Raw genomic sequence first — 26,760 nt, forward strand, 5'->3', positions numbered from 1 at the left:
AGAGATTTTGAAAGTTCTTATACAAATATTCTATCGTTTGGGTTATACACACTATGTTCGTATTATCAGCAGTGTTGTAGTGAGTATAGTGTTTTTTAATACCTCCTTTTCTCAGTCAACAGTTGATTATAAACTTATTCAGGGATTAGAGGATCAGTGGGTTATTTACAATGACAATTATAAGGGCTATATTCCTTATTTCCGGAAGGAACATGGGGTACAGGCTGCTTTGAGTTTATATGTTGATTTGAGAAAGTATTCACACTATAATTTATTCTTACAAGCACCTAAAGAGACTCATTTGTTTGTTCAATCACAATTGTGTCGAACTTTGTCTGCACAAAGCAGAACAGTAGTAAATATTGACAGTTTACAGAAACAATACAAAACAAGATTTGTATTAATTACACTTTATGTTCCGGATGGGCATTCACAACTTCCCACTGCCCAAATTGTATATCCTTATAAGAATAAGGCTTCTCAGATTGAAAACAAAGAAGACTCAGATGTGGTATTGTCTGGAGTTAGAAATAGTTATCAGCCTAAATTAAGGGATTTATCTGAGTTTCCTGATTTTGTAACAGTATGTATTGTTTCCTTACTGGCATTTTATACTTTTCTGTTAAACTATCATCCCAAAGCATTTAAACGGAATTTTAGCTTTAATGATATGTTTTCGGTAGATAGCAGAGAGGATGCAACATTAATAGCTAAGCCACTTAGTCAGATCAATATTCTTTTTGTTTTGGCTCACAGCATGTCATTAAGCTTGTTTTACATGATGGCTCAAAGATATTCCGATACTTTTTTCGTGAATGTATTGCCGATTCAGTTATCAGATTCATTTGGTAGTTTGTTCGGATATTTTGCTCTGTGTGTAAGTATTATATGGGTGTTGCTAATTGGGAAATATTTTTTTATATATGCCATAGGGATAGTATTTGGAATTAATAATGTAGCTTCTATACATTATTATGAGTATTTATTATTCTCACGAATCTTTTTTCTCATAGTACTTCCATTGCAGTTTATCTTTATGTTATCTTTTCCTCAATGGTTGGTAGGCGCATTGAAAATGGTAGTTATAGGATTGTTTATTTTCAACATAATCCGTATTGTGACCATTAGTTCTGTACTAAACAAAATTACTTCATTTCGGAATCTATATTTATTTTCATATCTTTGTGCCACTGAACTGATTCCATTACTTATAGGAATTAAATTTCTCGCAAAATAGTTTTTTACCAATCATTTCTGATACAAGAATGAACGCTGTAGAAACCCAACAAGTAGAAGACAGATATTACAAAGTATCGAGTATATTGATTTCACAACCTAAGCCTGCTGATGATAAGTCACCTTATTTTGAACTGGCTAAGAAATACAAATTAAAGATAGACTTTCGTCCCTTTATTCAGGTAGAGCCTGTTTCTTTAAAAGAATTCAGAAAACAGAAAATCGATATTCTGGCTCATACCGCGGTGATTTTTACCAGCAGAAATGCAGTTGACAACTTCTTTCGTATTGCCAAAGAAGCAAAATTGGAGTTGCCTCCGGATATGAAATATTTTTGTATTTCAGAGCAAACAGCTAATTATCTGCATAAATATATCACAGTTCGTAAACGTAAAGTATTTGTAGGGCAGAAAACTGCTTCTGATATGCTTGATTTATTACGAAAGCACAAAAACGAAAAGTTCTTATTTCCTTGCTCGGATATTCGTAAAAATGATATCCCTGAGTTTATGGATACAAATGGATTGCAATTGACAGAAGCTGTTTTATATCAAACAGTAGCTTCTGATTTGTCTGATCTTACAGATGTATATTATGACATCATTGCATTTTTTAGTCCATCAGGCATAAACTCTCTATTTGTTAATTTTCCTGACTTTAAGCAGAACAAGACACGTATTGCCGCATTTGGTCCCACAACTGCTAAAGCTGTTCATGATGCCAGTCTCATTTTGGATATTGAAGCACCTCAACCTAATGCCCCTTCGATGGCAGGCGCCTTGGAAATGTACATCAAAAAGGCTAATAAAATTTCCTGATTTGATAAAAGGCTAAAAGAGAATGTTGTAATTTTATTAAGTGTTTGCTAGTCAGTGTGTTTTAAGGGTTTGGACGTGTTTTTCTTTGTGAAAATATGTCAAAATGAAGTAAGGTTCTACTCCAATATTTATACAAAATATGCGTTTTACATGTAAAAGCAGCACTTTTGGATGATATTAGAGAAAAGTATCGGTTACTATTTTGATATACGTCCAAATCTAATTGCTATATTTAAGCCATAAAACTCCAAGTATTTGGAATTAAGTCGGCAACAAGCTAAAATATCTTTTGGTCTTTTTTAATGGATCATTTGGTATGAGTAGCTTTTCTTGTTGTCTCTAGGATGGGTTTAATCTCTTTAGCATCTAACATACGCTATGCACAAACGAATACTTTTCTCCTTATTATTGGCGTGGCTGGGGTACTCTATTGCTAACGCACAGCAAGATCCTCAGTTTACTCAATATATGTACAACAACCTTTTTATCAATCCTGCGTATGCTGGAGTAGAAAACAAGACAAAGTTTCAGGCGTTGTACCGAAGTCAATGGACCGCTTATCAGGGTACTTTTGATCCGGGAGGAGCTCCTAACACTGCAATGTTTAGTTTAAATACTCCTATTCTACGCATACGAAGTGGAATAGGTTTCCATTATGTCAATGATCGTTTAGGACCACAGGCAAATTCCCAGGCAGCAATATCTTATTCCTATCAGTTTCCAATCGATAAAGGGAAAATATCTTTAGGGATTAGAGGTGGGTATTATGCACAATCACTTGACTTTGACAAATACAGAGCTATAGATGACAGTGATCCTGTTTTATCCAATCGTACCGGAAAAGAGTTTCAGATCAGACCGGACTTTGCGTTAGGGGTTTTCTATACATCAGAAAAATTTTATGGAGGCGTAAGTGTGAACCACCTTACTCAAGCAGAATTCAATTTTGGAACAGATAAACTGAAGAATCCATTGAACAGGCATATTTACATTAATGCTGGTTATTACTACGATCTTACTTATCAGATCGTTCTTTCACCATCTGTGTTGTTTAAATCTGATTTCAATACTACTTCTTTTGAGGTAAGCACTGTAGCCACCTATAACCAGAAGTTTTCTGCTGGTTTATCCTTTCGTCAAGGGGATGCTGTTGGTTTTTTGGCAGGTGTAAGTCTCTTAAAGGACAATTCCTTACGTATAGGGTATTCATTTGATTATATCATTAAGGCACAGACTGTTAAACAACCGACCTCAAATGAGTTCATGGTTACCTATACCTTACCTCCTCCTAAACCTATTGTAAAAACTATTAAGCGAACTCCCAGATTTCGAAATGATTAAAAACAAAATGCCTTTACAAACAATAATAAAATATCAAGAGGCGTTTAAACTATCACTAGAGAACAATACTGTGTTTTTATCGTAAATATTACAACGTTTGGATTAGCTTTATCTTTGACAAACAAAATTAATTTTACCGACTAAATTTGTAACTGTCTTTTGAATCAAGCTCGTTAAACAGGAATTAAAACAGAAAATTATAATTAAACAGGTGTTATGAATCAAATGAATCGAATGAGACTTTACTGCTGCTTGGTTGCGCTTGCCACTGTATTTTTACAGAGTTGCGGATTGCTGGGTAAGCGTAACAAGAACGACGATCGGGGGGAACTTGTAGGTGTTCCTGGTCGTGAAGGCTGGCGTCAGGAGATCCCGTTCGGAATGGTACCAATCCCAGCTGGTACATTCCACATGGGCCAGGCTGATGAGGATGTGCCACACTCACTAATAAGTATGAATAAGCAGATCACCATTGGTGGATTCTATATGGATGATACTGAAATCACAAACAACGAATATCGTCAGTTTGTGAATGGTATGCTGAAAGATTCTGCTTCTGTACTGGGTGAAGATTATATCATGAAAGAATTATATCCTGATACAACAGTTTGGGTAAAAGACTTTGCTCACCACTATGGAGACCCAATGATGGAGTATTACTATATGCACCCAGCATTTGATGATTATCCTGTAGTTGGTATCGATTGGTTTGCTGCACGTTATTTTTGTGAATGGCGTACAAAATATCTGAATGCTTACCGTGCAAAAGAAGGCAAATTCCCAATGCCTAATTTCCGTCTGCCATCTGAAGCTGAGTGGGAATATGCAGCTCGTGGTGGTCGTGATATGGCTAAATATCCTTGGGGTAACCCTTATATCTCAAACGCATATGGCTGTTTGTTAGCTAACTTCAAACCAGGTCGTGGTAACTACTATAATGATAGTTTCATGTATACAGGGCCTGTTGCATCTTTCTTCTCTAACGATTACGGCTTGTATGATATGGCTGGTAACGTAGCTGAATGGTGTGAAGATGCTTACCATCCTGCTGCAATGACGATTACCTGGGATTTGAACCCTAAATACACAGATGATGCCGAGCCTCGTAAAATTGTACGTGGTGGTTCCTGGAAAGACGTAGCTTACTATCTGGAAACAGGTACACGTACTTTCGAATTTCAGGATACTTCTAAAGCTTACGTTGGTTTCCGTTGCGCAATGACTTATTTGGGTCGTTCTTCTGGAGCTGAATTCTAAACTACACCGAAATCCAAAAATCTTGAAAGTTTGCACGATAGAGTATAGTGTCTAAAATGAGTTTTAGACACTAGCTGACTCGCTGTATCCATTCATGTTTTACATACAAGTGGTTTAATCCATTAATGATCAGTTAATTAAAAAAAACAATCAATCAATTATTAACTTTAACTATTAAAACAAAATGAGTGCTAAAAAAGGTGGATCTTCTGATTTCTTCTTCGCTAAAGTAATGCCATTTGTCTATGGTATTGGTGCAGCAGTTGTAATTGTAGGTGCGTTATTTAAAATCATGCACTGGCCAGGTGCTTCTGAAATGCTTATCGTAGGGCTAGGTACTGAGGCTGCTATCTTCTTCTTGAGTGCTTTTGCCCCTCAGCATGCTGATCCAGATTGGACTCGCGTTTATCCTGAGCTAGCTGAAGATTTCAAAGGTGAACTTCCTCAACGTCGTCCTGAGCAAAAAGAAAAAGGAAATGGCTTAACTGCTAAACTTGATGATATGCTTACTAACGCTAAAGTTGGTCCTGAATTGATCAATAGCTTAGGTAGCGGTATGAAAAGCTTAGCTGAAACAGCTTCTAAACTGAATAATCTTACAGATGCTTCTGTAGCTACTAACGAGTATGCTCAGAATGTAAAGAAAGCTTCTGGTGCATTGGTTGATATGAACAAATCATATGCAACTACTGTAACTGCAATGGCTGAAATGTCTAATGCAGCTCAGGATGCTAAATCTTACCATGCACAAGTTCAAACTGTGACTAAAAACTTAGGCGCTTTGAATGCTGTGTATGAAATGGAACTACAGGATACTAATAAACACCTGAAAGCTATGCAGTCATTCTACGGTAGCTTATCAAGTGCTATGGAAAATATGGCTCAAGCCAGCAAAGATACTGAGCAGTTCAAAGGTGAATTAACTAAATTGACAACCAACCTGACTACGCTGAACAAAGTTTATGGTAGCATGTTGACTGCAATGAAAGGTTAATCCGTTTTAGTTAAATAAATCGTTCACTTAATCTGAAAAACTAAAACATACTATGGCTGGAGGTAAAGAAACCGTAAGGCAGAAGATGGTGGGGATGATGTACCTGGTACTAACTGCCCTGCTTGCTCTGCAAGTAAGTTCCGAAATTGTTAAAAAATTCGAATTGATTAATACGTCTCTGGAGCAATCTACTAGTGCTGCGGAAAGCAATAACGACAAAATGGTTGAAGCTATTGCTAAAGAAGCAACAGGAGATAAAGCTAAAGTCCTTACTGCTGCAAAAGAAGTAAAAGAGAAAACTTCCAAAGCTTTAGCAGCATTAGAAGAGTACAAAAAATCTTTGATTGCAGCTACAGGCGGTATCAATCCTGAAAATAATCAGTTTAAAAACCCTAATGGAGAGACTGATGTTGAATCACTAATGATTGGTGCAGAAGGTGCTAAAAATGGAAAAGGTTACGAAATGAGAAAGTTAATCGAAGATCATGTTGCTTCTATCAACTCTATCGCAAAAACAAACTTTCCTTCTTTAACATTGGACGCCAAAGAGGTGAATGGTCTGAAAGATGATGAGGCTCAAAAGAACAAAGATTTCGTTGAGCTTAATTTCCAAGCTACTCCAATGGTTGCTGCCTTAGCAGTAATCAGTCAAAAACAAAGTGAAATCGCTCGTTATGAAGCTGAGGCTTTGAAAAAACTGGCAGCTGATCTTAACGTTGGGGTTATCAAGTTTGACAAAATTGTAGCAATGGTTCGCCCTGAAGCTCGTACAATTGCTGCTGGTACATCCTACAAGGCTGAAATGTTCCTTGCTGCATCTTCTTCAGGTATAACTCCTTCTATGACATTTAATGGACGTGGTATTCCTGTATCAAATGGAATGGGTAAAGTTGATTTCAAAGCTTCTGCTAGCAATTATGACAAAGAAGGAAAATCTAAACAAACTTGGAAAGGTACAATCTCTTTCCGTTCTCCAAGTGGAAAAGATACTGCTTTCTCTGTAACAGAAGAATATACAGTTGTAAAACCTGTTATTCAGGTTCAATCTCAGTCTGTAAACGCTCTGTATGCTAACTGCGGTAACGAATTGAAATTTACAGTTCCTGCTTTAGGTGCTGATTACCGTCCTTCATTCTCTGTATCAGGTGGTAGCCATTTTACTGGTGCTAACATTGGTGACATTACTATCGTGCCTACTGGTACTCAGGTAGCTGTAACTGTAAGCAGTGGTGGTGCAACAATCGGTACTGAGAATTTCAAAGTACGTCCTGTTCCTAAGCCTGCAATGAAAGTATTTAGCAACGGTCGTGAGTTGGATACAAAACGTGGTTTGTCTGCTCCTTATCCTAACTCACTTGAGATTCGTCTTGTACCTGATGAAGGATTTGCAAACTTGCTTCCAAAAGATGCTCGTTTCAAAGCAACTTCAACTGAAGTTTATCTGGTACGTGGTTCTCGTCCGGTTGGATCTGCTAAAGGTGATGACCGCCTGAGCTTAGGTGGTTTGGTAAGCCAGATGCGTGCTGGTGACCGCCTTGTAATCGAAGTGAAAGACGTAAAACGTATGAACTTCAAAGGACAATTGATTGAAAGTGGTATCGCAGGTAGCACAATTGTAAGTGCTTCTCTGAATTAATAAATAACAAAAGTAGTCTGATATACGTATTGTAATCAGACTACTTTCTAAAACTAAAAGAATGTGTTGATTGGTATTGTGTTGGTCTCTATACTAAGATACAATCAGTTGACGTTTAAGTAAGAACAAAATAAGTGGCTGAAGGGATTTTCCATATCAGCACAAATTATTCACAAAAAAAGAAATTCCAAATGAAAAACGTAATGAAAGGGATTTTTGCGGGTACCATCGCGTTGGGCTTATCAACCTTCTGCTTTGCCCAAGAAGCGGATACCCGAGGTTATAATCCCAATTCTGTGCGCCCAATTCATGAGTCTGACATTATGTTCAAAAAAACTGTTTGGACTAACGTAGACCTGAACGAAAAGCAAAATCGTCCTTTCATGGCTGTTAATAACGAGATCACCCGCTTCGTTATTAATGCTGTAAAAGCCGGATTACTTACTCCTTATGCTACAGATTCACTGACTAGTAAGTTAACTGTAGAGGAGTTTGTAAAAAATATCAGTGCTGCTGGTACCCAAATGACGCCAGAGGATATGAGATTTGAAGAGCAGAGAATAAAAGAAGATGACTTCTTAACGCCTGAAGAAAAGAAGCAACGTATCGCTGCCCTTAAAAATGGTGGAGGTGGAAATGAATATCCTGCTTCTTATTTTACTCAAATGGAGTTAAAAGAAGACTTTATCTTTGACAAACAACGTTCTCGTGCTTACTGGGATACACAGGCAATTACTTTCTGGCTTCCTGCCGAAAAAAATGGGGATCTAGGTATCCAGAAACGTATGGCTGCATTCAAATTTAAAGACTTGTACAAATTGTTCAAGAGCAGTCCAAATGCAGTATATTTCAATTCTCAGAACAATCAGGAACACAAAAACTTAGCTGATGCATTTGAACTACGTCTATTCTCAGGACGTATCATCAAAGTGTCTAACCCAGACGATAAAGATCTAACAGAGATCTATGACGGTGGTAAAAAAGGTTTATTGGCATCTGAGTGGATGAAGCAACAACTAATGGAATATGAACACAATTTGTGGGAGTTCTAATCCAATACAAGATATGTACGAGAAGGGGCTATTCTGCCCCTTTTTTATTTGTAGTTACTAAGTTTTATCTTTCTCCTTCAAAGAAGTCTCTTACTTTTTGTGCTTTTGATTTACCCACAGCCTCAGTTAATTCTTCCATTGTAGCTTCCCGGAGTTTTTTGACAGATTTAAATAATGTCAGAAGCTTATTGGCTGTTTCTGGTCCTATGCCTGGAATGTCGAATAACTGAGTAGTCATCGTATTCTTACTACGCAAATCTCTGTGGAAAGTAATCCCAAAGCGGTGGGCCTCATCACGTATGCGTTGAATCAGTTTTAATGATTCTGACTTTTTATCAATATGAATAGGAATTTCATCTCCTGGAAAATAGATCTCTTCCAATCGTTTGGCTATGCCAATTATTGGGATTTGTCCGTAAATACCCAGCTCTTTTAGTGCCTGCGTAGCTGCTCCTAACTGACCTTTTCCTCCATCTATGACAATTAAAGAGGGAAGGGGGGAACTTTCATTCAATAATCGAGTGTAACGTCGGGTGACTACCTCATGCATGGTAGCAAAATCATCAGGACCTTCAACAGTTTTGACTTTATAATGACGATAATCTTTTTTGGATGGAACGCCATTTTTAAAGCAGACCATGGCAGAGACAGGATTAGTCCCTTGAAAGTTAGAGTTATCGAAGCACTCTATATGAGTAGGTAAGACTTTTAACTGTAGATCTTGCTGGAGTTTTACCAGAGCCCTTTTTCCTTTTTCTGCCAATACTTCTCCTTTTTGTTCCTTCTTCTGGGTAAGATCTCTTTTAAAGTATAATGCGTTTTTTAATGAAAGATCTACCAATTTCTTCTTGTCGCCAATCTGAGGAATTGTCCAGGATATACCTGATAATTCGATGTCCAGAGAAGTGTTAGTAATAATCTCTTTTGATTCACTTTGGTGCTCTTCACGTAGCCCTAGAATAATATGTGAAAGTATGTCGGCTTCTGATTCATCCAGTTTTTTCTGGACAAGAGCATTCTTCGTATGTATAATGGAGCCATCTACTATCTGCATATAATTCACATAGGCATTTTTCTCATCCGAAGCAATTGTGAAAACGTCTATGTTTGAAATATTCGGGTTAACAATCAGCGATTTGCTTTGAAAGCCTTCCAATAAAGATAGTTTCTCTTTGTATTCCTGCGCTCTTTCGAAAGCCAGTTCCATTGCTGCTTCCTGCATTTGTTCTTTAAAGTGTTGTATTGCAGGAGTCAGATGTCCCTTAAGGATATTTTTTACCTGATCTATGTTTTTGTCATATTCCTCTCTGCTTACCAAGCCCTCACATGGACCTTTGCAATTCCCAATATGATATTCCAGGCAAACCTTGAATTTTTTTGCTTCAATATTTTTCTGAGTTAAATTCAGGTTACAGGTACGTATTGTATATAGCTTACGTAGAAATTCCAACAAGGTATGCATGGTTTTTACACTTGCATAGGGTCCAAAGTATGTACCTAACGATCTATCCAGATGGCGAGTGGGTATAAGTTTTGGGAAAGGCTCATTCGTAATACACAAATAAGGATACGTCTTATCATCACGAAGTAAGATATTATACTTAGGCTGATATTGTTTGATAAGACTATTTTCAAGCAATAATGCATCAAATTCAGAATTGACGACAGTGAATTCCAGCCGATCAATCTGAGATACCATTCTTCGGGTCTTCTGATCATGATTGGCTGATTTGTTAAAGTAACTGGATACCCGGTTTTTTAGGTTTTTCGCTTTGCCCACATAGATCAATTCATTATCTACATCAAAATAACGATAAACCCCTGGTGTATCTGGTAATTTACTGATTTGTTCTTTCAAGACTGTCACTGGGCTGGCAGAATATAAATAGTGATAGGATTGTAATCTGGTTAACCGTACAAGATTACTTATAGTATTACAGAGCTTATAAGTTACTACAAAGATAAACACAAAATTGGGAGGCTTTGGTTTATCTGGCAAGTAAAAGCTTGATATACATAGCATCGTAAGATATATAAGTCAGGTCATACTATAGCTATAGACTTTAGCTGTCTAACGCTATATATTGGATTTATTGCAAAATTACTCCTTGAGTTTAATTCACCACAAAAAGTTTCGTTGTGTATAGTTCTATGCAAGAAGTCGTTTTGCGGTGAATTCCGCTCAAAAAATGTTTTGCCGTGAATAATGCGCAAGAAGAGAAAGTGATCGGAATTCCGGTCAAAATAAAAAATGCGGTTAAGTGTGCGTAAAAGAGAAAATGATTGGAACTCTGTTCAAAAGCAAAACTGCCATGAATACTATGCAATCTCTCAACTAATCAGTAAAGCTGTCGTGCCTTTACTAAAAAAACTTTTGCATAGAATAATGCACAGACAAGAAAAATACTGAAAAAAAGACTCATCTCTACTAGGGATGAGTCTTTTTTTCAGAAATCAGTATATAGCAATGCTTACCTATTCAAAGCCTTCATTCTCAAGATCTTTAGCGGAAGGGGCCTGATATGTCTTATCTTTGATTGAATCTGTTGCCGAAGTGATTTGGTATGCTGAGCAGTCTAATGATACAGAGAGAGTAGCTGGCTTTTTAAACTTGCCTGGTTTAAAATCAAGTTGAGGATCATTGACAACTTTTTCCATATACATACCCCATAATGGCAGGGACATTTTTCCTCCCTCCCCTGTACGATCTCTAAAGTGTATACTTCGGTCATCTCCTCCAATCCAGATACCTGTTGCCAGATTAGGCATAACCCCCATAAACCATCCATCAGAGTGATTCTGAGTAGTACCTGTCTTCGCACCAACTTCCGGATAGTCTTTCCATATTTTATAACGATGCAGGCCCTGTGCTGTTCCTCCTCTTTCCTGTACTGCTCCTTGAAGCATATATGTCATCAGATAGGCTGTTTCTTCACTCAAAACTTCTACATTACGAGGTACAGGTTCCCATATCACATTGCCGTTTTTATCTTCAATTCTGGTAATATATTTGGGTTCATTCCAGATGCCACTATTCACAAATGTTGAATACACACCTAATAATTCATAGATAGATACATCCTGAGTACCTAAGGCAATGGAAGGAACTGCTTCTAATGGACTAGTGATGCCTAGTCGTTTTGCATAGTCTACTACTTTCTGAGGTCCAAGATTCTTTACCAGATACGCAGAAATGGTATTAATGGAACGTCCCATAGCCTGACGGAGAGTAAACTGGCGGCCACTGGGAGGACCATCGGAGTTATTGGGTGTCCAGGGTTTACCTCCTACATCTTCTGCAAATGTGATGGGTGCATCTACCACTGTATAGCAGGGTGTATAACCATTGTCAAGGGCTGTTGCATAAACAATAGGTTTAAAGGATGAACCTGGCTGGCGACGCCCCTGTTTAACGTGATCATACTGAAAATATTTAAAATCTAATCCTCCAACCCATGCTTTGATTTCTCCGGTTGCTGGCACCATTGAAAGTAACCCTGTTTGCAGAAATCGTTTATAGTAGCGTATAGAATCCATAGGACTCATAACGGTGTCCTTTTCGCCCTGCCAGCTGAAGATCCGCATAGGCACGGGCTTGTTCATCTCCTGCCAGATTTCATCAGCATCAATTCCTGCTTGTTGTAATTCTCTAAAGTGAGGAGTTCCCTTTGCTGCGTTCTCAATAAAGTTTGCTATCTCCTTGCGATTCTCATCAACCCAGGGATTTTTGCCTTTCCAATGTGTATTAAATTTGACCTGCAACTGTTTCATCCATTGAGCTACCGCTTCTTCTGCATGAGCCTGCATACGGGAGTCAATAGTCGTATATATTTTTAATCCATCTCTGTAAATATCATAGCCATTCTCACGACACCATCTTTGTAGCTCTCGCTGTAATACTGACCGGAAATACGTTGCTAACCCCTTACTATGATTCTCAACTGTATAGTTTTCAATCATCTTCTCGATGGGTTGCTCCTTAAATTTTTCATAATCTATTTCTGTCAGATAACTATATTTTACCATCTGCTGCATAACAGTATTCCGACGTATTTTAGCACGATCCGGATTCCGCTTGGGATTATAAGCAGTTGTTGATTTTAATAGGCCTACCAGTACAGCAGATTCTGGTATTGTCAGTTCTGCAGGCTTCTTCCGAAAGAATGTTTGAGAAGCTGTTTTGATACCATAGGCATTACTACCGAAATCAACGGTGTTCAGATACATGGTAATGATCTCCCGCTTGGTATAACTGCGCTCTATTTTAATCGCAGTCATCCATTCTTTGGTTTTAATAATCAGCAACCGGAGTGGACGCATTGAATACAAACTTCCTTCACTTCCTTCTCCACGAGTTTTATACAGGTTTTTGGCTAATTGTTGTGAGATTGTACTGGAGCCTCTGGGATCAAACGTAATAATAGAACTAATAATCGCAAATGTACCTTTAAAGTCGATGCCAGAGTGACGTTCAAAACGTACATCTTCTGTGGCTACAAGCGCATTAATCAGATTAGGTGAGATATCTTCATACTCAATAGGAGATCGGTTAGATACAAAATATTTTCCCAGCAAGATTCCATCTGCTGAGTATACTTCAGATGCGAGCTCATTTTTAGGGTTCTCCAGCGTTTTTAAGTCCGGCATAGGACCAAACATCCCAAACAGGTCAACTGAGACTGCAAAGATGTAAAATAAAAGCAAAGCCCAGAATGCAACAAAACTTATCCATACAATACGGATAAACAGGCGGTATGTACCACGTTCAAAAACAATCATGCTTGAGTTGACTGATGTTGGTTTGTAAATGTAAAGGTACGTAAATTTTGATGACGGTTATAAGAGTAATCTATTTCTGATAGAGAATCAGCTACTCTATCAGAAATAGAAAAATATGTGTACCTGAAGATCGGAGTATATAAAAGTTATTTATTGCCAGAACTTTTACCCAGTTCGTCAGTTTTCTGAAGCAAATTCTGAACATAAGGCAATAATTTGCTTTGTGGGTAAGCAGTCACAAAGTCTTGAAGTGCTTTCCGATAAGCTTCCAATCCCTGCGTTTTACCAACAATCTTAATCTGTAAAACTTTGAATCGTTGTTCATTTAGTGTGCCTGCATATTGTTGCAATCCACTTTGTACCAACTGATCAGCTTCAGCAAAATTTTGTGCTTCATATAACTGATAAGCTTCCTGGAATGCTCTGTCTGCTTGTATATCGGCCAGATTCTCATCTCGGGTATAGTTAGGATTGCTTACCAGTTTTGCATACAGTGTAGTAGGATATTGAGTAATTAATCGGTTTTTAACAGCATTTTGTTGTTCGTCACCTAATTCCTGATATATCAGAAACATGGCATACAAAACTTCAGCTGCATGTTCTGTTGATGGGAATCTTTCCAATAGGGTTTCATAATCCTTAATCGCATTTTTTTTCTCCAATAATTCCTTATCGAGGATCTTACCCAGTTCGTAATAAGCTTCTTCTATTTTCTGATTGGATTTTTCAATATCTTCAGGAGCCATCGGCAGTTTAGCCAGCATATTCTTCTTCTGTTCCTCTCTGGTTGGTTTCTTTGGTTTTTCTGCAACAGCAGGCTGAGAATCGTTCGAATCCTGTATTGGTTGCTCTTCTGCAATAGCAGCATCCTTCTGAGCTCTTCGCCAATTATCTTCCAGCTTGCGGTTACCCCATTTCCGTATAAACGAAGTTCTTCCCTGAGCAACAGCTGTTGGATTACTGAAATACCAGTTTACATCATTAGTATTGTTTACAGATTGTTTCTCAATGTCAAGATTATCAAATATAGCTCCTACTTCTCTTGCTATTTCTGAATTCTTTTTATCTTCTGCTTCCTGCTCTTGCTTTTCCTGTTTGTCAATAACTTCATCAAAGAACTTATCACGGGTAGCCTCATCCATCTTAACAATACGCTGCAAGCTATCTTCTGTCTGAATAATGGTATAATGCCTTACAAAATCATCAAGTACTTTGTGACGTTTGGCAATAACATCATAATCAGGAGTACTTTTGGGTAAACCTGCATTGAATGTACTATCATAATAGTTCTTGGCAGCCTGATAGTTTTGCTGTTTCTCATAGTAAATCTCAGCCAGTTTCAGAAAGGCAAGTGCTTTTTGACGATTATCAGTACCTTTTGCCTGTGAGGATTGTTTAAAATAGTCAATAGCCTTATCCAGTCTGTCTTTCCTGTATTCATACATCCCTATTGCATAGAGTATACGACCCTGGTATTCTTTATTTTTTTCATCATGAAGCAATCTGTTAAACTGCTTCAATAATTTTTTTTCATCTTTTCCCGCATACATCTGGATCATTTGTAGCTGGGCTTGTAATGCCAGCTCGTAGGATGCGTTGCTCTTCATCACTCTTTCAAAGTTTGCATAAGCATCTTTGGACCGATTGTTACGCTGATACAGCTGCCCAATAATATAATACATCCTGGCACGTCTTTCACTAGCACGCATACGTTTTACTGTTTGCTTCAATACTGCCAGAGTCTGGTCATATTCCTGCCGCACCTGATGATAGGACGCCCTGGCTTCGTAAAAGTCAACCAGGTCATGTTTCGATAATTTATCCTTACGAAGACGGTTAATAACGGCTGAGGCATAGTCATAGTTTTTTAGTTCTGTAAAGGAACGTAGAAGTCCTATCATTGCCCGTTGACGTAGTGCGTCATCTTTACTCTCACTATTTACATATTTGTAAGTCTGTATCGCATTTTCAAAATCTGCTTGCAGGAATCTGGCGCGTGCCAGTTGAAAATAACAATCATCCAGCCAATTGCTATTTTTATGGTATTGTACAGGAAGAGAAGCTTTCTCTATAGCATAGGTTGTCTGAGTTTTTACAGCTCCAGCTCGTACAGTATCATGTGCGATTAATACTGCCAACATTTCATTGTAATCGTCTTTTCTTGTGCTGAATAATACTTTTTCTGCTTCAGTAAGTCTTTCATTTGCGAGGAAATAGGCATTGTAATGAGAATTCAGATCATGATAGGCTACACTAACCGGACCCTTGCTATATTGAGAACAGGCTGAGAATGCTAAACTTCCCAAAAGACAAAAACATAACGGATATATAGCTCTTTTGCATTTGAGCAGAGCATATGTAAGCTGCATACCGATAGGTTGAAACTGTTGGCAGATAATACGACTCTGCTGAAATAGAAATACACAATATTGTGAAAAGAGAAGGCGCAACTTTATCGAGATATTAATATTTTTGAAATGATTTCTGATAAGTTCCTAATTTGATGTAACTCTTGAACTCTATTTTCGTTTACAAAAAGAAAAATAGGAAACTATTGTTGAAGATATGGATAATACTAATTTTGGTTGATACTATACAATTTCAGCAATACATCACGTTTAATAATGGTTGTAAAAGTAGTGAGTAATCTATATTAATTCATAGGATTCTTACGTTCATTTTATATAATTGGTTGGGTTAGTTAAGTCAAAACTAACGTCATCAAACACAAAACTTCACATATATAAATACAATTTTACATTTAATCAGCGTTTCCGTTTGGTGTTTATGAGTAACTTCTAAAACAGATAGTATAAAGTTATGCTTTGTTTCAAACTCTGAACTGAAAACAGGAAGCGATATCCATACGATGAAGGCAAATAGTACATTATGGACACGTCTAACTGAACGATATTTATTAGTTATCAGAAATGAAGATAACTTTGCTGAAAAAACTTCTTTCAATTTTACCTATGCAAAGTTACTTGTTATAACAACGGCAATTCTGATAGTTTTATTTTTAGCAAGTATTTTTGTTTCTAATTTTTTAGTAACTAAATGGTTAAATCCTCCCACAAAAGAAGCTCAGACAACCCGGCGTCTGATCGAACTTTCTGCTACTGTTGATTCTCTTCAAAATGCCATTGTGGCACGTGACGAATATTTATTACGTATACAAAAAACTATTCAGGGTGATAATGATTTTTTGAAAGCTGGTAGTCAGGATACATCTGAAGTCAGTACTAAAAAAACGAAACCTCCTGTAAAACCTGCTGATTTGAAAGCTACCAATCCGATAGATGCAGAATTCAGAAGTGAGTTTGAGAGCGCAAGCAAAGCACAGACTGCCGCAGAAACGGGAAGTGTCAATACAGATATGTTTTTATTCTCTCCTTTAAGAGGTGCTATTATTTCTGATAAATTTAATCCAAAAACTAATCACTGGGGGGTTGATCTGGTTTCCAAAAAAGGAGAGCCTATTCATTCTGTATTAAATGGAACTGTGATTCTGGCATCCTGGACCCAGGATAGTGGCAATATTATTGCTATTCAACATTCCAATCAACTGATTTCTATATATAAACATAATTCCTCTTTACTTAAAAAGGTAGGAGATTTTGTGAAAGCAGGAGAATCTGTTGCTATTCTTGGTAATAGTGGAGAACTTACCTCCGGACCACATTTGCATTTTGAACTCTGGAGTAAAGGAAATCCTGTAAATCCGGAAGATTTCATCGCGTTCTAATGTCAAATTGATGTATTGACCAATTACCTCAAACTAATTATCATGATAGTTATACAAATAGCTGTTATATATCATGATTACAAATACTTTTATTCCAAACGTTTAACTTAACCAGTACATTTATGTTTAATAGAAACCGTGATACTCAAGACTCTATTGAGCTTTCCAATGCGAGCACTCAGATCATGAAAGGTACAACCATAGAAGGAAATATTGATACCTATGGTAATTTACGTATTGAAGGGAAAGTTATAGGTAATATCAAATCAAAAACCAAAGTAGCTTTGGGTGAATCTTCTTATATTGAAGGCAACATCATCGCACAAAATGCCGAAATTGCTGGTGAAGTAAAAGGTACAGTGGAGATTTCAGATATTTTATCTTTAAAATCAACTGCCAATATTGTTGGAGATATTATTACTGGAAAACTGATTGTAGAGGCTGGCGCTGTATGGAATGGAACCATTAAAATGGGAACTGCTTCTGCCAATACCAACAATCGAATTGGAGATACATTAAATGAAAAACTCAACGAACAAAAAGAGCCCCTTAAGTGATTACGCCAAATATTCCGGCCTGGCTTTTCAGATGATGGCTACCATTGCGCTTGGCGTATGGGGTGGTACGAAGCTGGATCAATGGACAGGCTGGAAATTTCCGGTTTTTACTGTAATTTTGCCCATGATTGGAATTGTAGGGTCTATTATACTATTAATTCGTAGTTTGCCTAAGCAATAACCGTTGCCTGCAAATGGGGATAGAAGAAAAGGCTTTGATAGCTATCGTATAGATTCTACACTATTCTAACTAATATTTTCCTGTTTGTTCGCTTTATTTTGAGTGTATGCTTCGTTTCCTATTGTTTAGTGTAGTAGTGGCTGTCATTTGTTTTTTGTTACAACTATTCTTGCCTACCTGGGTAGATCCTTCTATTTGGCTTATTGTGGGTTTTCTGTTTACTCTTTCTTTTGCTGGGCATGCTTATATCCAATGGCGCCTGAAAGTAGATGCAGCAAATATGACAACCCCGTATTTTCTAATGTCAGGTATACGTCTGTTGGGGAGCCTTATATTTATTATCTTTTTTATAAAAAACAGCACTTCTAGTATTTTTACCTTTGTACTTAATTTTTTTCTTATTTATTTCTTGTATGTAGGTTTTGAAATCTATTGGTTAGTCACTAACTTGCGGCGCAATTTTTAAAAGCCTTAGTTTCCGACGATCATATGGGTAGTGTAAAGACATACAAAAGCCTCATTCCTAGTTTATTAGTTCTTTTTTTATTGTTTTTTGCGCCAATGTCCTATGCGCAGGAGCATGCTGCTTCTGGTCATGAGGAAGAGACTTTCAAGATTGGTGAGATGATAGAACACCACGTGGTTGACTCTCATGAGTGGCACTTTGCAACAGTAGGTCATACACATATTACATTGCCATTGCCAGTTATTTTATATATTCCTGGTCAGGGTGTGGAAGTGTTTTCTTCTAGTCGTTTTCATAGCGAAGGTTTTAAGGACGAAGGTGAGAAACAGGAACATACCTATAAAGGTTTTTATATTGATGAATTGGATGGTCATCTGAAAAATACAGATGCCTCTCTCAAGTTTTATGACTTATCTATTACAAAGAATGTCGCTTCTCTGTTTTTGAGTGCAGTTCTTCTGATCTTTGTTTTTACAAGTATTGCTTCTGCTTATAAGAAACGTTCCGGTCAGGCTCCTAAAGGAATGCAATCATTTTTTGAGCCGATTGTAGTTTTTATCCGGGATGATATAGCAAAAGCTAATATTACAGGAAAAGACAAACATGGACAGCCTATGTATGAGAAATTCCTGCCTTACCTATTGACTGTTTTCTTCTTTATCTGGTTTAATAACTTATTAGGTTTATTACCTGGTGGTGCAAACCTTACTGGTAATATTGCTGTGACTATGTTTTTGGCTGTTGCTACTTTAGTCACAACTCATATTCGTAGTAATAAATATTATTGGGGACATATTTTTGCGCCTCCTGTTCCACCTGCTCTATGGGTTATAATGGTACCAATTGAGGTAATTGGAATTCTTACAAAGCCAATTTCTCTAATGATTCGTTTGTTTGCTAACATCACTGCTGGTCACATTATTATTCTAAGTTTGCTGGGGCTGATATTTATTTTCAAAAACGCATTGGTTGGAGGAGTTGTAGTGCCATTTGTATTGTTTTTGAATGGTATTGAATTGATGGTGGCCATTTTGCAGGCATATGTTTTTACACTGCTTTCTTCTATGTATATAGGCAGTGCGGTTGAAAGCCATGAATCCCACGACGACTTAGGACATTAATCTTTTTCTATCCTTGCTCCTTATGGTGAGGATAGAAAGTGAAAATATTTCTCATAAATCCTCAACCATTCCAATTCAAACAAGTATAAGAATGGTAGCTATGAGGTGAGGCCGTTTTTCTGCTGAAGTCAGCAGAGTTTGTTTCACTTAATCTGTTTTATTTTCATGTTACTTAATGTTCTTCTTCAAGCTGCTAGTGAAGCTGGCACAGCTGCAATTGGTGCGGGTATTGGTGCGGGTCTTGTTGCATTAGGCGCTGGACTTGGTATTGGCCGTATTGGTGGTAGTGCTACTGAGGCTATCGCTCGTCAGCCAGAAGCATCTGGTAAAATCCAAACTGCTATGATCATTGCTGCCGCTCTTTTGGAGGGTGTTGCTCTGTTCGGTGTAGTTGTTTGTTTCTTGATTGCTACAAGATAATTGATAAGTTCCCACTGACAACAATAGGTTGCGGTGGGAATTTTCATAATACAGATAGGTTAAGTTGAGAAGAATAACAAGAGTACCTGTGAAGTGAAACGCATCAGGTGAGTGCAAAACAAGTAGTTATACACATTAATTTATTATTCTGATTATATGGAATTTGTTACCCCTGGCTTAGGTCTTATTTTCTGGCAGTTTGTTGTATTTATCTGTTTGCTGCTGATCCTGAAGAAATTCGCATGGAAACCGATTACTGCTGCCTTACATGAACGCGAGCATTCTATTGACAGTGCACTGAAAGCTGCAGAAGAAGCAAAACGTGAAATGTCAAAGTTGAAAGCTGACAATGAGAAATTGTTGGAAGAAGCACGTCTGGAACGTGATTCTATTGTGAAACTTGCTCGTCAGACTGCTGATGGATTGATTGAAGAAGCTAAAGAGAAAGCAACAACAGAAAGCAATCGCATTGTTGAAGCTGCTCGTCTTGCTATTCAGCAGGAACGTCAGGCTGCCATTCAGGATATCAAACAACAGGTAGCTTCTCTGTCTCTCGAAATTGCAGAGGTAGTATTACGAAATCAACTAAAAGATGATGCTGCGCAACGGGCATTGGTAAACAAGTTGGTTGATGATGCAAAACTAAATTAAGACAACTCGTCTTGCTAATTATCAAGATACAGTCTTTATTATTTCACACTTCATATCATACTTGAATTAACATGGCCGAAAGTAGAGCCGCCCATAGATACGCCAAAGCCTTGTTGGACTTAGCCATTGAAAAAGGTATAGTGGAACAAGTGCATACTGATATGCAATTGCTGGCAAATACCTGTGAAGAGAACCGTAATCTGGTTAATTTATTGCAAAGTCCTATTGTATCTCATTACAAAAAGTTTGCAGTATTAAGAGATATATTCAAAAGCCGGGTAAGTGTTGACTCTTTCTCAATATTTGAAATCATTACCAAGAAGAACCGGGAAGAGATCCTGTTTGATGTAGCAAAAGAGTTTCATTCTTTATATAATGATTATAAAGGAGTTCAGGTTGCAGAGGTTATAACTACGTTTGCCGTAGATGATACACTTCGTAGCCAATTCAAACAAATGGTCACAAAATCAACAGGTAAGACAAATGTTGAGTTGAAAGAGAAGGTAGATACCGGATTGATTGGTGGATTTATTTTGCAGATTGGAGATAGACAAATTGATGAGTCTGTAAAAGGAAAGATAAACCGATTAAAACAACAAATGTCTAAGGCATAGTACAAAGCCTGGATTTTGAAAAAAATATACAACTTCCTGGCTCTGATTTTATCGTTATTTAAAATCAATCAATAGATTACAGAATACCTGGAAGTTGATCATAATTTATTCAATTGCTCATTTACTCATTTCTATAAAATATGTCATTAGCAGTAAGACCCGATGAGGTTTCAGCCATTTTAAGGGCACAGTTAGCCAATGCCCGCACCGAAGCTGAATTAGAAGAGGTTGGTACCGTATTACAGGTAGGTGATGGTGTGGCTCGTATTTATGGATTATCCAAAGCACAAGCAGGTGAATTGCTGGAATTCAGCAATGGTGTAAGTGGATTGGTACTGAACCTGGAAGAAGACAATGTAGGTGCTGTAACATTAGGTGATTACAGTGGTATTCGTGAAGGAGATACTGTACGTCGTACAGGAAAGATTGCTTCTATTAAAGTTGGAGAAAGCATGGTAGGGCGTGTAGTAAATACACTTGGTCAGCCTATCGATGGCGGTCCTGCTTTAAGTGGTGACATGTATGATATGCCTTTGGAACGTAAAGCTCCAGGTGTAATCTATCGTCAGCCAGTAAATGAGCCTCTACAAACGGGTATCAAAGCGATTGATGCTATGATTCCTGTGGGTCGTGGACAACGTGAATTGATCATTGGTGATCGTCAGACTGGTAAAACTACTGTTGCATTAGATACTATTCTGAATCAAAGAGAATATTTTGACAGAGGAGAACCTGTTTATTGTATTTATGTGGCTTGTGGACAGAAAGCATCAACTATCGCTCAGGTAGTAAATACATTGCAGAAAGGTGGAGCTATGGACTATACTATCGTAGTAGCAGCTGGAGCTTCTGATCCTGCACCTATGCAATTCTTTGCTCCATTTACAGGTGCCGCTATCGGAGAATATTTCCGTGACACTGGCCGCCCTGCTCTTGTAATTTATGATGACTTATCAAAACAAGCTGTTGCATATCGTGAAGTTTCTCTTTTATTGCGTCGTCCTCCAGGACGTGAAGCATATCCGGGAGATGTGTTCTATCTGCATAGCCGTTTGTTAGAGCGGGCAGCAAAGATTAATGCTTCTGACTCTATTGCACAATCGATGAATGACCTTCCTGAGTCATTAAAAGGTGTTGTAAAAGGTGGAGGTTCTTTAACTGCACTACCAATCATTGAAACACAGGCTGGTGACGTTTCTGCTTATATTCCTACAAACGTAATCTCTATTACTGATGGACAGATCTTCCTGGAGTCTAACTTATTTAACTCTGGTATTCGTCCTGCTATTAACGTAGGTATATCTGTAAGCCGTGTAGGTGGTAATGCACAGATTAAGTCAATGAAGAAAGTAGCAGGTACACTTAAACTGGATCAGGCCCAGTTCCGCGAGTTGGAAGCATTTGCCAAGTTTGGTTCTGATCTGGATGCTGCTACAAAACTGATTATTGAGCGTGGTCGTCGTAACCAGGAAGTATTAAAGCAAGCTCAATTCTCTCCAGTGCCAGTTGAACAACAAGTTGCTATGATTTATGCATCAACCAATGGTTTGACAGATCATGTAGCTGTTAATAAAATGAAGGATTTTGAGAAAGAATATTTAATGGTTCTAAGTACAAGTTACAAAGATACATTGGCTGCTCTGCAAAAAGGTAAGTTTGATGATAGCATCACAGACGTGTTGAAAAAAGTTGCAAAAGAAGTTGCTATCCGTTTTGCATAAGATTATTACTACTCCCTTCTGAGGGAGTAGTTTTTTATAAAATATTCAGAGGGACTATATTGGACTTTCTGATTGCACATAGTACATTAGCCTACACGCACATTTCTATATGCCAAGTTTAAAAGAGGTCAGGGGTCGTATTCAGTCTGTAAATTCAACACAACAGATTACCAAAGCCATGAAGATGGTGGCAGCTGCCAAGTTGCGCCGTTCACAGGATGCAATTTTACAGATGCGTCCATATTCACAGCGGTTGTCTTTGATATTACAGAACATTTCGGCTTCTATTGATGATAATGTTGAGAATCCTTATGCAGAAGAACGTGCTCCCAATAAAATACTATTGGTTGTAGTTACTTCTGACAGAGGTTTGGCTGGAGCTTTCAACAGTAATATTACAAAAGCTACAAATACCCTGATTACAGAAAAATATAGCCAGCAGGCCAATGCTGGAAATGTTCATATATTGGCGATTGGAAGAAAAGGATTTGATTTCTACAACCGTCGCGGATATACTATTCATAAAGATTTTGTTACTACTTTCTCAATTTTGAGTTTTGGTGCTGCACGCAAAGCGGCTGAGTTTGCCATGGATGCTTTTGTGAAGGGAGAATATGATAAAGTAGAAATCGTTTACAATGAGTTTAAAAATGTGGCTACACAAATTGTACGTGTAGAACAATTTTTACCAATTCTTCCTGCTCAGAAGGAGAAAGATAGTTCAAGTAATACGGATTATATTTACGAACCTTCAAAAGAAGAAATCTTTCAAGAACTAATACCTAAGTCTTTAAAAGTACAGTTCTATAAGACTCTTCTGGAGTCAAATGCTTCTGAAAATGGAGCCAGAATGATGGCGATGGATAAAGCGACAGAAAACGCGAAAGAGTTGATTAAAGAATTGCGTCTGGTATACAACCGTAGTCGTCAGGCTGCTATTACAAAAGAGATTCTGGAAATCGTGGGTGGAGCAGAAGCCTTAGCTCAAGGATAAAAATAAGATTATACCATACTAAAAGTCTGTCTTTCGGCAGACTTTTTTTATTTTTAATCTATATCTACCTATCTAGTATATCTTGAAAGTATAACACTTATAAATCTTATGTATAAACTGATTCTATTGTACACTTGCCTGCTGTTACCACTTATGATTGATGCTCAAACTCCTGTAAAACCTGATAAAAATAAAATTACACTGGTTATTCATGGTGGGGCTGGGACAATCCTGCGTAAGAATATGACTCCAGAGAAAGAGAAAGCTTATAAAGAGGTGTTAAATCAAGCATTGCAAACAGGTTATAAGATTCTTCAAAATGGGGGTTCTAGCTTGGATGCTGTAGAGGCTACTATTCGTGTTATGGAAGATTCTCCTTTATTTAATGCTGGTAAAGGATCTGTTTTCACACATGAAGGAAAAAATGAAATGGATGCTGCAATTATGGATGGAAGCACGTTAAAAGCAGGTGCCATTGCAGGAGTGTCAGTCATTAAGAACCCTGTGAGTACAGCACGAAAAGTTATGGAAAACTCTGCTCATGTAATGCTTATTGGACGTGGAGCTGAAGAGTTTGCGAAAGAACAAGGAATGGAAATAGTAGACCCATCTTATTTTTATACGGAGAATCGTTATCAGCAATTGCAAAGAGCTATTGAGGAAGACAAGATACAATTAGACCATTCCAAGGACAAGGGTAGCCTGGATGAACCACTGCCAGGTGATGAGAAGAAATTTGGTACAGTTGGTGCTGTTGCTCTTGATCAATATGGTAATTTAGCAGCTGCTACTTCCACAGGAGGTATGACTAACAAACGTTGGAACAGAGTTGGAGATGCACCTATTATTGGAGCCGGAACATATGCCAATAATCAGACATGTGCTGTTTCTGCTACTGGTCATGGTGAATATTTTATACGTTCTGTAGTCGGGTATGATATTTCAGCTTTAATGGAATATAAAGCACTGTCTGTCAAGAATGCTGCTGAAGAGGTTGTTCTGAAAAAACTGGTACAAAGAGGAGGGGAAGGAGGTGTGATTGCCTTGGATCGAAACGGGAATTTTGCCATGCCCTTTAATTCAGAAGGAATGTATCGTGGGTATATTAAAGCAGATGGTAAATCGGAAGTTTTGATTTATAAAGATTAAGGAGTAGTAAACGAATTATCATTCCATCTACAACATTGTGACTAAATTGTAGATGGAATGGTTTCTACTTATTTTATTTATAGAGAACTTCGGTTTCAAACTGACCTGTTTTTTGTGCATGTAGTTTCCAGTATACTTCTGCAATTTTATCAGGGTCAAAGTGAGTACCTGGTTTAACAATTCCAGTGATTGTAATTGTGGCTACATGTATTCCTAAAGGGGCTAGCTCTGCTGCAAGGCTATATGTCAGATTTCGTATACCTGCTTTTCCGACTGCTAATGAAGCATATGGATGATAAGGTTCCAATGATAGCCCTCCTCCTGTGAATAAAATAGTACCGCTTTTCTGCTTTTTCATATTCGGAATAGCAAGCTGTGCAGCTGATAATGCCCCCACAACATTTACTCTAAAGTCTTGTACCAGTTTTTCTGGGTCAAGCTTACTTGGACTTGCTTCGCGTCCAACAAATGCATTATATACTAATACATCCGAATACCCAATTTCTCTATGAATAACACGAAAAGCCTTTTCCAAAGAGGTATGATCTGCTGCATCTGCACTATAGGCTTTCGCAAGAACTCCCATCTCTTTTAATTCTTGTACTTGTCGTTCAATATTCTCAACACGACGTGCAATTAATGCAATTGAAAATCCCTCACGGGCAAATCGTTTGGCTACAGATAGGCTGATTCCCGGACCTGCACCAACAATAGTACATACTTTCTCAGAATGTTTCATATAACTTATAATGTATTGAACGAACGGGTTTAAAGATTGTGGTATGAATCTGTTTATCTATGAAGTTGTACGTGTATAATTCTTAATGGTGAAAAGGTAGCTTTGTTAAAGATCTGTAAGAATTAAAAACATAGGTTGTATCTATATCCATCTATCAGTCTGGCCTCAGTGTTTTTGTGCTAAGACCTAGCCTTTTTGGTGCTTACAAGTATACAATACACTTCTATATATTTGAATTAATATAATCAAATGAGTGGAAGTATTTTTTCTTTTAAAATATTGATTGTTAATAGAATAAGTATCCTGCTGTACATTTCGAAAGCCAATATACAAAAAAGGCCTATCTTTTGAAGATGAGCCTGCATATTGTACATACATTTAGATTTGTTGCAAACATACAATGTTTGTGTGATTATACTGTGGATAGATAGTTAGTCAGTATTACTTCTGTATTTTAGGATGACAATATATAAGAGAAGGATACCTATAGAAAGCAGATAAGAGATTATCTGCTATACCACTTATAAGTATAGGACAGAGCATATAATTAAACCTTGTATTGACAAGGTCGCTACTACAAAAAATAAGATTCGGAAAAATAAATACAGCAGAGGATAATAGCCAAGTGTGGGAGATCTAAGCTTAGGGTAACGCTTTTGCTACTACAGATTTATAGAAAGTCTGTCATAACAAGAAGGCAAACATGTACATACAGGTTTGCCTTCTTGATTTTGAAGCATTAAAGAGCGATTTTACTCTTCTTCGTCATCATCATCCTCGTCGTCAAAGCTAAAATCTTCATCTTCTTCGATGTCAACTTCATCAAAGTCCATCTTTTCGAAGTCATCATCATCTAAATCGAATTCCTCTAAGTCATCGAAGTCTTCTTCATCCTCCTCTTCATCAAAATCATCCCATGAATTTTGGATTTTCTTTAATGGAAGAGTCGCAATGTCTTCTGATAAAAATTGGGTGTTGAGCATACCTGTATGGAATGAATTTTCTGATAAAGGAAAGTTCATGCAAGTCTATTGTTTTTTGTTAAAATTCCCAAGAGGCGAAATAAGTAAAAACAAACATAATCGCAAAAAGTTTTTAAGTGAATGTCAAGTTTTTTCTTGAGTTGGCCGAATGGTTTAGAAAATAATGTGGCTGAGCAAGACTATTTTAAGATCTGGTTTTACATTTTTGTAAATTAATATTTTTATAAAATGTCGAAGGGTTTTTTTTATATTTGATGTTTCAAAAGAAAATATTACTCATGACAGAAAAGTAGCACAGAACTTTTC

General features: G+C 37.5%; 22 protein-coding genes. 17 read left to right on the forward strand and 5 right to left on the reverse strand.

What is annotated here, in order from left to right; all coding sequences use genetic code 11:
* Positions 1-7 precede the first annotated feature (7 nt).
* The 7 genes from QNI22_RS30610 to porN all read left to right on the forward strand — a co-directional run bounded on the left by QNI22_RS30610 (position 8) and on the right by porN (position 8,334).
* A complete protein-coding gene (locus QNI22_RS30610) occupies positions 8-1,237 on the forward strand; it encodes a DUF4271 domain-containing protein (protein WP_314516843.1) in 1,230 nt (409 codons plus the stop codon).
* Between the two features lie 28 nt (positions 1,238-1,265).
* Positions 1,266-2,054 carry a uroporphyrinogen-III synthase gene (locus QNI22_RS30615; protein WP_314516845.1) on the forward strand — a complete coding sequence of 263 codons (789 nt, stop codon included), beginning with the start codon at positions 1,266-1,268 and terminating at the stop codon, positions 2,052-2,054.
* A gap of 378 nt (positions 2,055-2,432) precedes the next feature.
* Positions 2,433-3,395, forward strand: a complete 963-nt coding sequence (locus tag QNI22_RS30620) for a PorP/SprF family type IX secretion system membrane protein (protein ID WP_314516847.1) — start codon at positions 2,433-2,435, stop codon at positions 3,393-3,395.
* Positions 3,396-3,611: 216 nt separating this feature from the next.
* Positions 3,612-4,652 (forward strand): T9SS ring complex lipoprotein PorK/GldK, encoded by a 1,041-nt coding sequence (gene porK, locus QNI22_RS30625; RefSeq protein ID WP_314516848.1) that lies wholly within the window; start codon positions 3,612-3,614, stop codon positions 4,650-4,652.
* 184 nt (positions 4,653-4,836) lie between these two features.
* Positions 4,837-5,646, forward strand: coding sequence for a type IX secretion system motor protein PorL/GldL (gene porL / locus QNI22_RS30630; protein WP_314516849.1), 810 nt, complete (start codon positions 4,837-4,839; stop codon positions 5,644-5,646).
* A 52-nt stretch (positions 5,647-5,698) separates the two neighbouring features.
* Entirely contained in the window at positions 5,699-7,282 is a 1,584-nt protein-coding gene (gene porM / locus QNI22_RS30635) for a type IX secretion system motor protein PorM/GldM (protein WP_314516851.1), read from the forward strand.
* 191 nt (positions 7,283-7,473) lie between these two features.
* Positions 7,474-8,334 (forward strand): type IX secretion system ring subunit PorN/GldN, encoded by an 861-nt coding sequence (porN, locus tag QNI22_RS30640; RefSeq protein WP_314516852.1) that lies wholly within the window; start codon positions 7,474-7,476, stop codon positions 8,332-8,334.
* A 64-nt stretch (positions 8,335-8,398) separates the two neighbouring features.
* Here the strand turns inward: porN and uvrC are convergent, their stop codons facing one another.
* The 3 genes from uvrC to porW form a co-directional block, all read right to left on the reverse strand.
* Positions 8,399-10,201 carry an excinuclease ABC subunit UvrC gene (uvrC, locus tag QNI22_RS30645; protein WP_419836251.1) on the reverse strand — a complete coding sequence of 601 codons (1,803 nt, stop codon included), beginning with the start codon at positions 10,199-10,201 and terminating at the stop codon, positions 8,399-8,401.
* A gap of 608 nt (positions 10,202-10,809) precedes the next feature.
* Entirely contained in the window at positions 10,810-13,113 is a 2,304-nt protein-coding gene (locus QNI22_RS30650; RefSeq protein ID WP_314516855.1) for a penicillin-binding protein 1A, read from the reverse strand.
* Between the two features lie 146 nt (positions 13,114-13,259).
* A complete protein-coding gene (gene porW, locus QNI22_RS30655; protein WP_314516857.1) occupies positions 13,260-15,482 on the reverse strand; it encodes a type IX secretion system periplasmic lipoprotein PorW/SprE in 2,223 nt (740 codons plus the stop codon).
* A 500-nt stretch (positions 15,483-15,982) separates the two neighbouring features.
* Here porW and QNI22_RS30660 point away from each other — a divergent pair, with 500 nt between their 5' ends.
* From QNI22_RS30660 to QNI22_RS30705, 10 genes are all read left to right on the forward strand, one after another.
* Positions 15,983-16,858, forward strand: coding sequence for a M23 family metallopeptidase (locus QNI22_RS30660; RefSeq protein ID WP_314516859.1), 876 nt, complete (start codon positions 15,983-15,985; stop codon positions 16,856-16,858).
* A 122-nt stretch (positions 16,859-16,980) separates the two neighbouring features.
* Positions 16,981-17,415 (forward strand): bactofilin family protein, encoded by a 435-nt coding sequence (locus QNI22_RS30665; protein ID WP_314516860.1) that lies wholly within the window; start codon positions 16,981-16,983, stop codon positions 17,413-17,415.
* Positions 17,378-17,596: an AtpZ/AtpI family protein gene (locus tag QNI22_RS30670; RefSeq protein ID WP_313987631.1), complete on the forward strand. Its 219-nt coding sequence runs from the start codon at positions 17,378-17,380 to the stop codon at positions 17,594-17,596. Before QNI22_RS30665 ends, QNI22_RS30670 begins: the two co-directional genes overlap by 38 nt.
* 561 nt (positions 17,597-18,157) lie before the next feature.
* Positions 18,158-19,183 (forward strand): F0F1 ATP synthase subunit A, encoded by a 1,026-nt coding sequence (gene atpB, locus QNI22_RS30675; RefSeq protein ID WP_314516861.1) that lies wholly within the window; start codon positions 18,158-18,160, stop codon positions 19,181-19,183.
* Between the two features lie 165 nt (positions 19,184-19,348).
* Positions 19,349-19,603, forward strand: coding sequence for an ATP synthase F0 subunit C (atpE, locus tag QNI22_RS30680; RefSeq protein WP_314516863.1), 255 nt, complete (start codon positions 19,349-19,351; stop codon positions 19,601-19,603).
* 156 nt (positions 19,604-19,759) lie between these two features.
* Complete coding sequence (locus tag QNI22_RS30685) at positions 19,760-20,254, forward strand: F0F1 ATP synthase subunit B (protein WP_314516865.1); 495 nt, start codon at positions 19,760-19,762, stop codon at positions 20,252-20,254.
* Between the two features lie 71 nt (positions 20,255-20,325).
* Positions 20,326-20,868, forward strand: coding sequence for an ATP synthase F1 subunit delta (atpH, locus tag QNI22_RS30690; protein WP_314516867.1), 543 nt, complete (start codon positions 20,326-20,328; stop codon positions 20,866-20,868).
* A gap of 140 nt (positions 20,869-21,008) precedes the next feature.
* Positions 21,009-22,589, forward strand: a complete 1,581-nt coding sequence (atpA, locus tag QNI22_RS30695) for a F0F1 ATP synthase subunit alpha (RefSeq protein WP_314516869.1) — start codon at positions 21,009-21,011, stop codon at positions 22,587-22,589.
* Between the two features lie 109 nt (positions 22,590-22,698).
* Positions 22,699-23,583 carry an ATP synthase F1 subunit gamma gene (gene atpG / locus QNI22_RS30700; protein WP_314516870.1) on the forward strand — a complete coding sequence of 295 codons (885 nt, stop codon included), beginning with the start codon at positions 22,699-22,701 and terminating at the stop codon, positions 23,581-23,583.
* A 153-nt stretch (positions 23,584-23,736) separates the two neighbouring features.
* The gene (locus QNI22_RS30705; protein ID WP_314516871.1) at positions 23,737-24,732 is read left to right on the forward strand and encodes an isoaspartyl peptidase/L-asparaginase family protein; all 996 of its coding nucleotides are present in this window, start codon (positions 23,737-23,739) and stop codon (positions 24,730-24,732) included.
* A 73-nt stretch (positions 24,733-24,805) separates the two neighbouring features.
* On the opposite strand, the gene QNI22_RS30710 is transcribed toward QNI22_RS30705, so the two are convergent.
* Positions 24,806-25,471 (reverse strand): SDR family NAD(P)-dependent oxidoreductase, encoded by a 666-nt coding sequence (locus QNI22_RS30710; RefSeq protein ID WP_314516873.1) that lies wholly within the window; start codon positions 25,469-25,471, stop codon positions 24,806-24,808.
* 752 nt (positions 25,472-26,223) lie between these two features.
* Positions 26,224-26,493: a hypothetical protein gene (locus QNI22_RS30715; RefSeq protein ID WP_313987610.1), complete on the reverse strand. Its 270-nt coding sequence runs from the start codon at positions 26,491-26,493 to the stop codon at positions 26,224-26,226.
* Positions 26,494-26,760: the final 267 nt, after the last annotated feature.

Source organism: Xanthocytophaga agilis (assembly GCF_030068605.1).
Taxonomy (GTDB): domain Bacteria; phylum Bacteroidota; class Bacteroidia; order Cytophagales; family 172606-1; genus Xanthocytophaga; species Xanthocytophaga agilis.